At 27.8% G+C, this 9,883-nt stretch carries 10 protein-coding genes and 1 CRISPR repeat array; all 10 genes read left to right on the forward strand.

The window, feature by feature from the left end:
• Positions 1-294: 294 nt before the first annotated feature.
• The 10 genes from HMPREF9309_RS07310 to cas1 all read left to right on the forward strand — a co-directional run bounded on the left by HMPREF9309_RS07310 (position 295) and on the right by cas1 (position 8,539).
• Complete coding sequence (locus HMPREF9309_RS07310) at positions 295-972, forward strand: CRISPR-associated endoribonuclease Cas6 (protein WP_016647295.1); 678 nt, start codon at positions 295-297, stop codon at positions 970-972.
• Between the two features lie 97 nt (positions 973-1,069).
• Positions 1,070-2,554 carry a TM1802 family CRISPR-associated protein gene (locus HMPREF9309_RS07315; protein ID WP_231370854.1) on the forward strand — a complete coding sequence of 495 codons (1,485 nt, stop codon included), beginning with the start codon at positions 1,070-1,072 and terminating at the stop codon, positions 2,552-2,554.
• Position 2,555: 1 nt separating this feature from the next.
• Positions 2,556-2,954 (forward strand): hypothetical protein, encoded by a 399-nt coding sequence (locus HMPREF9309_RS07320; RefSeq protein WP_016647297.1) that lies wholly within the window; start codon positions 2,556-2,558, stop codon positions 2,952-2,954.
• Positions 2,938-3,216 carry a type I CRISPR-associated protein Cas7 gene (locus HMPREF9309_RS09230; RefSeq protein ID WP_016647298.1) on the forward strand — a complete coding sequence of 93 codons (279 nt, stop codon included), beginning with the start codon at positions 2,938-2,940 and terminating at the stop codon, positions 3,214-3,216. The genes HMPREF9309_RS07320 and HMPREF9309_RS09230 overlap by 17 nt, the downstream gene beginning before the upstream one ends.
• 56 nt (positions 3,217-3,272) lie before the next feature.
• The gene (locus tag HMPREF9309_RS07325) at positions 3,273-3,803 is read left to right on the forward strand and encodes a type I CRISPR-associated protein Cas7 (protein ID WP_269208094.1); all 531 of its coding nucleotides are present in this window, start codon (positions 3,273-3,275) and stop codon (positions 3,801-3,803) included.
• Positions 3,803-4,543 carry a CRISPR-associated protein Cas5 gene (gene cas5, locus HMPREF9309_RS07330; protein WP_016647300.1) on the forward strand — a complete coding sequence of 247 codons (741 nt, stop codon included), beginning with the start codon at positions 3,803-3,805 and terminating at the stop codon, positions 4,541-4,543. The genes HMPREF9309_RS07325 and cas5 overlap by 1 nt, the downstream gene beginning before the upstream one ends.
• A complete protein-coding gene (gene cas3 / locus HMPREF9309_RS07335) occupies positions 4,543-6,750 on the forward strand; it encodes a CRISPR-associated helicase Cas3' (protein ID WP_016647301.1) in 2,208 nt (735 codons plus the stop codon). The genes cas5 and cas3 overlap by 1 nt, the downstream gene beginning before the upstream one ends.
• Positions 6,747-7,244 (forward strand): CRISPR-associated protein Cas4, encoded by a 498-nt coding sequence (locus tag HMPREF9309_RS07340; RefSeq protein WP_016647302.1) that lies wholly within the window; start codon positions 6,747-6,749, stop codon positions 7,242-7,244. Before cas3 ends, HMPREF9309_RS07340 begins: the two co-directional genes overlap by 4 nt.
• Before the next feature lie 8 nt (positions 7,245-7,252).
• Positions 7,253-7,531 carry a CRISPR-associated endonuclease Cas2 gene (cas2, locus tag HMPREF9309_RS07345; RefSeq protein WP_016647303.1) on the forward strand — a complete coding sequence of 93 codons (279 nt, stop codon included), beginning with the start codon at positions 7,253-7,255 and terminating at the stop codon, positions 7,529-7,531.
• Between the two features lie 9 nt (positions 7,532-7,540).
• Positions 7,541-8,539, forward strand: a complete 999-nt coding sequence (gene cas1 / locus HMPREF9309_RS07350) for a CRISPR-associated endonuclease Cas1 (RefSeq protein WP_016647304.1) — start codon at positions 7,541-7,543, stop codon at positions 8,537-8,539.
• Positions 8,540-8,805: 266 nt separating this feature from the next.
• A CRISPR array of direct repeats spans positions 8,806-9,883; the repeat unit is 30 nt; unit sequence GTATAAATTTGATCCTATGGATTTTGAAAC.

The following is a 9,883-nucleotide window of genomic DNA, read 5'->3' on the forward strand; positions in this document are numbered from 1 at the left end:
AGTAGGTCACTGCGGACTTTGTTTTTATACTAACTATATATTTTTAATTATTAATTTATCCAGTATTTATTACAATGTTTATTTTAAAAAATCTATCTAGTAAAATTAAATCTTAAAGACTTTTATTTATTTGCTTGTTTATCTTATCTTGTTTATGTGTTTATTTAGATATATGCTATATGTGTATCTAACTGCAATACTAATTTTATATACAAACATAAGTATTATTTTTAATATATATGGTTATTTAAATTCTTAATGATATAATGTTTTTTTTATTCTAAAGGGGTTAATATGTTAAAAATAGAAAGTAAAATACATTCAAAAAATCTTAAAATTTATAAAGGCTTGTCAAAATTAATTCAAGGTTTTTTTTATGCAAATCTGCCAGTAGCTGAGCATATTGGCTACAAGCATAGTAGTGGCAAAATATTTAAAAAAACAAATTTTTGTTTTAGTTTATATAATGGTCTTTTGACAATTAAATTTAGTGCTTTGGAAAAAGAACTTGAAGAAATAGTAGCTGTATCGCTACTAAAAAATGGTTTAAAGCTTGGAGAAATTTGTCTTGTTGATACCTGCGTAAATTTAAGTGATCACAACACAAATAAAACTGAAATAAATTTTAATGGATATGTAGTTTGTAATGTAAAAAGCCTTTTAAATAAAAAAATCTATCTTGAACCGCAAGACTCCAGACATCTTGAGATAATGAAAAACAACCTACTTCAAAAATACGAAACTTTTTATGGTAAAAAATACAATGAAAAGTGTGAGATAACTCTACTATCACAAGACTTTGAAAATTACAAAAAATTCTACTATGGAAATAATGTAAATTATATGAAAGCTTGGCTTGCAACTTGGAATATAAAAGCTAGTAACGAGCTTATAAATTTAGCACTATCTACGGGTCTTGGAACAGGAGTAATGAGTTATGGATGCGGATTTGTAGAAGAAATTAAAGTCTAGTTTTTTATAAAATAATAAAATTTAGCAAGGCTAACAACATATTATAAATTTCAAAATCTACAAGATTTCCTTGCTAAAAAGGCAATTATAATAAAATTTGACAAAAAATTTATTTTTATTTATAATTCTTGAAATTTTAAAAAGGCTTGAAATGAGTTTGGTTCAAAAGCTTCATAATATCGGCAATTTAGTAAGCGATGATGATTTTATAAGTTTATTAAAAACTGATTTTGATGCATCAAGTTATACGGTTTTGAGTGTTAATTTTAGCGTAAACAATCAAACTCTTGTTAAAAAGCCAACTCTTACAAAAACTTCACTTGATAAACTAAATACGTTTTTTACAAAAGCGATTGGGGGAAGAGGAAGTGGATATTTCTATCTTTATCCGAATTTTACCTATCAAAAAAAGGATGATCTTTATAAAAAGTTTAAAAATACAGCTCCAACTTTTGAAAAATCGGTGCTGGTTTTTGCAAATGAGCAAAATCAAAATTTAGCAAAACCTGTTTTTGAATATATAAAAAACTATGAAAAAGACGAACTTGGGTTTAAAACTTTTTCTAAAAACGACTATTTGCTGATATTTACAATAAACGGAAAAACCATAAGAGAGCTAATGCCTGAAATTTTAACAAATTTTATCCAAAATTTTGTTTTTGTACACTCAAAAACAAAATTTAAAAAAGGTGTTGATTTTATTACTCAAAAAGAAGATATTTGTGGATACAATCCTGATGTTAAATTTTTTACATTTGACAATTATCATGATAAATTTAAAGAGCAAATAACAACTAAGCTTCCACTTTCTAAAAAAAGTGCATCAAACATAAAAAAAGGTTGGATGTATATCATTAACAATCTTAAATTTTATCATGGAAAGCTTGAATATATAATAATTCCATCAATAGCCAAATTTGATGAGAAAGCTTATAAAATCATATTAGATAGTTTTAAAAAAGCACAAAAAACTTATAGCTTAGAAGATAAAGCCTCAAAAGAAGATATTTTGATAAGAAAACTTCAAAAAGAAGTGGGTGACTTGGAGACGATAAGATCAAGTTATGTTGATCTATATTTTATTTTTATAGATAAAGTAAATTTATCGGTTAAAATTTTTGGAAGTATAGAAAACCTTTTGCCAAGTAAGATAAGAGATGTGGGAGCAAAGATGATGGAACAAAAAGTTTGCGATTATTATTCTATAGGAAAGAAAAAAGATGGTTTTTTGTATCTTAGTGATTATTTCGCGACATACGAACTTTTTGTGTTTTTTGGAAAAGCAAAAGGATCACTTAAAGAGTTTAATAGGCTTTTGAATAAAAAAGAAAATGAAGGAATTAAAAATAAAATATTGCAAGAAAAAATATATCTTGCAAAGCTGCTTTTGGGATATGAAAAGATTGAGTATTCAAAACTTTTGGATAAATTTGAACATTTTAGAGAATTTGATTTTAAAAACAAAAAAAAGCTAAACGATAAAAATATAAAAGAGTGGGTTGAGTTTAGTGATAATTTTATTCAAAATGAAGATAGAGCTATAAAGTTTTTAGATAGTATAAATGCGATAAAAAGGGGTTAGAATGGAACTTTTCTCAGAGTATTTTAAAAATCTAAATATACAAGATGATTTTAAATTTGCGTATTTAGTAGGAGCTTACTCAAAAGCTATTATTGATAGTTCGTATTATTCTGAAATTTCAAAACAAAATGAAACATTTAAAAAATGGCTCTCAAATAGGCAACTTATAAAATCAAATTTGATTAAAATTTTTAATAAAGCAAATGAATTTGAAAGAAAACTAAAACTTGAAAGTGCAAGAAATAGCGACCTTTCAGAGCTGATTACTTCAAATTACAATGAAAATGCAAATTTAAGAAATAGCGAAGTATCGTTTTATTTTTTAAGAGGTTTTAACGATTACAAAAAATTTAAACAACAATATCCAAGCAAAGGAGTTAATGATGATAGCAAAGCATAGTGAGTTACTTTTTATCTGGGATGCAAAGATGACAAATCCAAACGGTGATATGCTAAATGACAATGCGCCAAGATTTGATGAAACCGATAGGAAAGCTATAGTTAGCGATGTTAGAGTTAAAAGAACAATTAGAGATGATTTACAAGATAGAAAAAATAAAACTATTTTTGTAAATAACCCAGAAACTGTTCAGTCTGCAGAAACAAGATTTAACGAGCTTCAAAAATCATCAAATTTAAAAGATATTAAGGAAGTTTTTTAAGTTGTATTGATAATAGGCTTTTTGGCGGAGTTGCACCAAGCAAGAATATTCAAATAATTGGTGCGGTTCAATTTTCATGGGCAAAATCCTTAAATCAAACAGAGACTATTTTAAGTCAAGGAACTGGAGCATTTGGAAAAGATGGAAAAAATAATAAAACTTTTAGAACCGATAATTACTTGCCTTACGCACTTTTTGCGATGTATGGAACCATAAACTCTATAAATGCAAAAAAATCAAATGCAAGCGAAGATGATATAAACGAGATGATTGATTCTATGTGGAATGGAACAAAACTTTTAAATACAAGAAGTAAAATCGGCCAAAAACCAAGAGCACTTTTTAGAATAATTTACAATGATACCTATGTTATAGGGCTTCTTGATGAATTAATCAGTATTAAAAATAAAAATTCTGATGATATTAGAAAATTTGACGAATGTGAAATTTGCTTCGATGAGCTTATAGAAGCGATAAAAATAGCAGATGAAAAGATAGAAAAAATAGAAATTTACTATGATGAAAGCATAAAAGAAAAGCTTAGTGTTTTTAAAGATTTAGAAAAAGTTGATATGAAAGTTATGTGATGTTTGCTTTTAAAATTTGGAGTAAATTTGGAGCTTTTAAAGATCCGATGACGATTAGTCAAAATATAACTTTAAATTTCCCTCCAAAAACAGCCGTTGCAGGTATGATGGCTGCGATTTTAGGTATAGATGAGTATTTAAAAGATGATGGCTTTAATAGCTTTAAATATAGCGTAGTTATAAACAGCGGCACTTCAAAAAAGAGTTTTTCGCAAAATTACATAAATGACTATACTAAAAAGACAAACTCACATCTTGCTAACTTGCAAATGCTAAATTTTAAAGCGATAAAAGATGGTCTAAGAGATACAAAAGCACCACAAAAACCAATAAATAGAGAGCTTTTAATAAATCCAGCTTTTACCATTTTTATAGATGGGTTTGAATTTGAAGATGAAATTGTAAAAAGCTTAAAAAGCCGTCTTTTAAAATATAATTTATACATGGGCAATAGCGAGTTTAGTGCAAATTTTAGTTTTTTGCCGCTTAAGAGTTTTTTAATGAAGAAATTTGATTTTGTAAGCTTGGACTCATTTTTAGAGCAAAGTTTGGTTGAAAGTATTGAGTTTGATGACAATGTGTTTTATAAAAACACTCTCATTACGACAAAGCTTAACCACAAACGCTCTCCTATAAAATCTATAAATTTAGTCCATTCAAATAGCAAAATAACGGCTAAAAACATAGAAGCTTATGAAATTTTAACAAGCGAAGGAAAATATTTTTGTAGGTTTGTGTGATGCTTTATTCTCATCCAAAAAAAGAGTATAAAAACCATATTAAAAATCTAGTAGATAGTTTTGATGATAAAGAGTTTGCAAAGTGTGCTTTTTATCATGATTTTGCTAAGCAATCAGATAATTTTCAAAAATACATCACGCTAAAAAAGGAAAATTTTGCCACTAACAAAGAGTTTGAAAAAGAACGAAATAGACTAAAAACAACGCACTCTTTGGAAAGTGCTTATATATATTTTTTTATGCAAGATAATAAAAATATTGATTTTATTATAAATTTATGTGCTATTTTAAAACACCACTCAAATTTAGAAAATTTTGAAAGTATGCTAAATTACCTTACCTGCATAGAAAATAATTTAAACTCAGATGAAAAGATAAGCAACATCACCTCATCTTTAAAAGCAGCAGATTCAAAAGCTTTTTTAGAGATTATACAAAAAGATAAAATATACGAATTTGCCGACTTTTTTGATGACATTTTGGACGAAGTAAAAAACTTTTTTAAAATAGAAAATTTCTTTAAATTTAAAGATAGATATTCAAAGTTGATTTTGGCTGATAAATTTGAAGCTATTTTTGATAAGCCTTACAAGAGCTTGGATTTTATATCGTCCAAAATTTGTGAAAATATCATCCAAAACATACACGCACAAATTTCAAACAAACCACCAAATGATTATAAAAACAGCTCAAGAAAAACTATATTTAAAAATTATGAAGCCAACAAAGACAAAGATAAATTTATAATAAAAGCTCCAACTGGCATTGGAAAGACATATATCGCACTTGAGCTTGCGCTAAAAATTGCCACACAAAAGCCTAAAAAACGCATAATCACAGCTATTCCATTTACTTCTATAATAGATCAGACTTTTTTAGAATATGAAAAAGTTATCCCTAAAAATTTAGGTCTTTTAAAATATCATTACCTATCAAAATATACCGATGATGAAAAAGAGCAGTTTTCTAAAAAGATATTTTTAGCAGATATTTGGCATGAGCCACTTATCATAACTACTTTTAATCAGCTTTTAAACATCTTTTTTTCAAACTCAAACAAAGATAACTTAAAACTTCAAACTCTTAAAAATAGCGTTATTATTGTTGATGAAATTCAAAACATCTCTAGAGTTTTGCTGCAGGATTTAGCGTTTGTGTTTAATGAGTTTGGTAAAATTTATAATATAGATTTTATAATTATGTCAGCAACAATGCCACATCTTAATTTAGAAAATTTCACAATTATTTCAGAAAGTGACTTTTACAAGTCGAAACAAAACAGATATAAAATTTCATTTTTTGATGAGATAAAAAATATCAAAGATTTGGTTTGTGTATTAAACTCGCAAACTAAAAGTACGATTTGTGTTGTAAATACCATAGCAAAGGCTCAAGCTATATATAAAGAACTTAAAAAAGATGAAAATCTCTATCTTCTTACAACTCATCAAATGTCAAAGCACAGAATAGAGCTACTTAAAGAAATATCTAAAAAACTAAAAGAGCAAAAGCCAGTTAAACTTATCGCAACGCAGCTTATAGAAGCTGGAGTTGATCTTGATTTTAGCGTTGGGTTTAGAGAATTTGCTCCATTTACTTCTATAGTACAGATGGCAGGACGTGTAAATAGAAACGGTATAAAGAGTAAAATAAGTGAGTGTTTTGTTTTTGATTTTTTGGAGTTTGAAAATGTAGATAAAAAACTTCCATATCATGGTATAGACTTACAAGAGGAGTTTGTAAAAAATAGCCTAAAAAATGGCATTTATGAAAATGAGATATTTGAAATTTTAGAGGAGTATTTTAAAAGAGTAAAAGATGAAACAACTCACACTAAAATTAATGAAAAAATGCGAAAACTTGAATTTACCACAATTTATGGTGATTTTACAGCGAATTTCATGCCAAAACAGCCATGGAAAGTTTCGGTTTTTATAGAGGAAAGAAAAGATGAGTTTAAAGAGTTTATAGAAAAAAGAGATAATATTTTAAACTCGTATGATGATAAATTTGAAGCTTTAGCAAAGATAAAAGATTTGGAAAAAACTCTTTTAAATCAAACCATAAACATAAATCACAAACTAATCGAAAATTTACAATTAAAAGAGATATTTGGAAGATATATACTTAATTTTGGTTTTAAAAACTATACAAAAGAGTTTGGCTTTACAACGGATTTAACAATAGAAGAAGAGGCGTTTTCATGAGCTTTCCAAAAGAGCAGATCTCGGGCACACTTGTAAACTACTATGCAACTTGTAAAAGAGAAGCGTGGCTTTACTCAAGAAAAATTCACGCAAGACAAGATGATGAAAATGTGCTGATTGGCAAATCTTTGTCCGAATTAAAAGAAAATTTAGATGATTTTCCATACTCAAATCTGCAATTTGACAAAGTTTCAAAGCAAAAAGGGCATTATGAAATAACAGAATATAAAAAAACTTTAAAAAATAAAAATGCTGCAAAAATGCAACTTCTTTTTTATATCTATACTCTTAAAAACGCACTAGGATTAAAAAAGGTTTATGGAAAAGTTGTAAGCGCAAAAACCGCTATAACCGTAGACGATAGTGATGAAAACTTTGATTTTATGAAACGGATTTTATCTGATATGAGTGAGTTTTTAAGTCTTGATTTGCCACCAAAAGCTATAAAAACTAAATTTTGTAAAAACTGCGCTTATAATGACTACTGTTTTTAGAGTGTAAAATGTATGTGATTTTGTTTTATGATATATCAAGTAGTGATGAAAAAGCAAAAAAGAATGCAAATAAAGTAAGAAAACTTGTCGAAAAATACCTTCCAAGAGTGCAATTTAGTGTATTTGAAGGTGAGATTAGAAAAAGCGATTTGATAAAACTTAAAGGTATGCTTAAAAAATTAATCTATGATGAGTTTGACTCGGTTGTGATTTATACTTTTGAAAAGCCAAGTTACACAACAAGAGAGGTCATTGGAATCGATAAAAACGAGCCGCTTTTTAGCTAAGGAGCTAATATGAAAAACGATAGAACACATTTTATACTAAACAACGGAAAACTCTACCGAAAAGATAACAACATTTATTTTGATAAATTTGATGAGCAAAACTTAGTTATAGACACTAAAATTTTACCGATAAATAGCATCGATGAAATTTACATCTTGGGAAAAGTTGAGCTAGATACTTACACGATGTCATTTTTAAGCACAAACAATATCTTGCTTCATATCTTTAGCGCACACGGTAGTTTTCGTGGAAACTTCTACCCAAACTCGCCAAATTCCGTAAATAAAAGTGGTTTTGTCTTTTTAAACCAGCTAAGAAGTTTTGATGATGAGATAAAAAGAGTTGCGATTGCCAAAGAAATTACAAGAGCAAGGATGAAAAATGCAGCAAATAACTGCATAAAAAAAGCGGTCAAATTTGAAACGCAGAAATATTTAAACGCGCTTGATAAGGCAAGTTCTATTGCAGAAATTATGGCATGTGAGGGAGCTTTTGCAAAAGAGTATTATCAAAAGTGGAATGAAATTATTAAAGATCAAAAAAGCTTTAAATTTATAACCCGTTCAAAACGTCCACCAACAGATAAGATTAACGCTTTTATAAGTTATGTAAACACGCGGATTTATAATGTTTGTCTAGGTGAAATTTATAAAACCGAGCTTGATCCTAGGATTTCGTTCTTGCATGAGCCAAACTACCGCTCACTTAGCTTGCATCTTGATTTAGCTGAGATTTTTAAGCCACTTATTGGGGATAATTTGATTTTTAATATGCTAAATAAAAAAGAAATAACACCAAAAGATTTTAAAACAAATGCTGGACGGATTCGTTTTAGCAACGACGCAGTACAAAAAATAGAGTTAAATATGATAAAGTCTTTAACCTCTGTTGTAAGTCTTGGCAAACAAAACCTTACATATAGGCAAATCATAAGGCGTGAGGCAAACAGGATAAAAAAGTGTATTTGTGAAAATTATCCTTATGAGGGCTTTGTGGGTGAGATTTAAGCGGTTTGGTTGATTTATATATTGAAACAGCAGCCTAAATTATAAGTTTGTGAGCTAAGCTCAAAGGTTTGAGCTATTTTTATATTTTGTGAAAAATTTATTTTAATGCCTCTTAGTGAAAAGTTATTTTAAAGTAAAAATTAAGTTTTCTAAAACTTAGATATAGCTTTATTTCAAGTTTTTATTTTTATAAATTCAGCGATTTTAAAGGAAAATAATTTATAATTTTACAGCAACAACCGCTTTTATATGGAGGTTTGGTTGCTGTATAAATTTGATCCTATGGATTTTGAAACAAAAAACAAATGCACTTTTATCATCTCCAAAAACGTATAAATTTGATCCTATGGATTTTGAAACGACAATAATACTGAATTATATCAAAAAATCTATGAAAGTATAAATTTGATCCTATGGATTTTGAAACTTTTTTCATTCTTACTTTCTACCTTAGTTTTTATCTGTATAAATTTGATCCTATGGATTTTGAAACTCATTTTCATCAAAATCGCTAAAATAAATTTCTCTTGTATAAATTTGATCCTATGGATTTTGAAACTTTTTTCATTCTTACTTTCTACCTTAGTTTTTATCTGTATAAATTTGATCCTATGGATTTTGAAACTCATTTTCATCAAAATCGCTAAAATAAATTTCTCTTGTATAAATTTGATCCTATGGATTTTGAAACGTTGTGTAGTTGCGATATAAGGTTGGTATAAAACTACGTATAAATTTGATCCTATGGATTTTGAAACCTTGTTGTAGGTTGTTCCATATTTACACCATTAGGTATAAATTTGATCCTATGGATTTTGAAACAAAAGATTTGATTTTCCTAATGACGGTTTTATTTCAGTATAAATTTGATCCTATGGATTTTGAAACTTTTGATGATGATGATGAAAAAGAATACTATAAAGTATAAATTTGATCCTATGGATTTTGAAACTAAGGAATAGCAATGAATCTAACTAGCGAACAACTAAGTATAAATTTGATCCTATGGATTTTGAAACGCAAAAAAACGGCTATCGCCTTGAAGAAGAAAGGGTATAAATTTGATCCTATGGATTTTGAAACGTTATAAAGTTTGATAAAAATTATAGCTAAGAATTGTATAAATTTGATCCTATGGATTTTGAAACAAGACATTCCTACATCAGTTGATAAAACTCCTCAAAGTATAAATTTGATTCTATGGATTTTGAAACTTAAAAGCTTAAATCCATCATTTGACAGTTTTGAAGTATAAATTTGATCCTATGGATTTTGAAACTACGGCACTGGCTATTTTTGAAATATCATCTCTTTGTATAAATTTGATCCTATGGATTTTGAAAC

This window comes from Campylobacter ureolyticus ACS-301-V-Sch3b (assembly GCF_000413435.1).
Taxonomy (GTDB): domain Bacteria; phylum Campylobacterota; class Campylobacteria; order Campylobacterales; family Campylobacteraceae; genus Campylobacter_B; species Campylobacter_B ureolyticus_A.

What these genes read in the sequence shown, in the direction of transcription:
- HMPREF9309_RS07310 (WP_016647295.1), top strand. Translation starts at nt 295, where the DNA reads ATGTTAAAAATAGAAAGTAAAATACATTCAAAAAATCTTAAAATTTAT.
- HMPREF9309_RS07320 (WP_016647297.1), top strand. Translation starts at nt 2,556, where the DNA reads ATGGAACTTTTCTCAGAGTATTTTAAAAATCTAAATATACAAGATGAT.
- HMPREF9309_RS09230 (WP_016647298.1), top strand. Translation starts at nt 2,938, where the DNA reads ATGATAGCAAAGCATAGTGAGTTACTTTTTATCTGGGATGCAAAGATG.
- cas5 (WP_016647300.1), top strand. Translation starts at nt 3,803, where the DNA reads ATGTTTGCTTTTAAAATTTGGAGTAAATTTGGAGCTTTTAAAGATCCG.
- cas3 (WP_016647301.1), top strand. Translation starts at nt 4,543, where the DNA reads ATGCTTTATTCTCATCCAAAAAAAGAGTATAAAAACCATATTAAAAAT.
- HMPREF9309_RS07340 (WP_016647302.1), top strand. Translation starts at nt 6,747, where the DNA reads ATGAGCTTTCCAAAAGAGCAGATCTCGGGCACACTTGTAAACTACTAT.
- cas2 (WP_016647303.1), top strand. Translation starts at nt 7,253, where the DNA reads ATGTATGTGATTTTGTTTTATGATATATCAAGTAGTGATGAAAAAGCA.
- cas1 (WP_016647304.1), top strand. Translation starts at nt 7,541, where the DNA reads ATGAAAAACGATAGAACACATTTTATACTAAACAACGGAAAACTCTAC.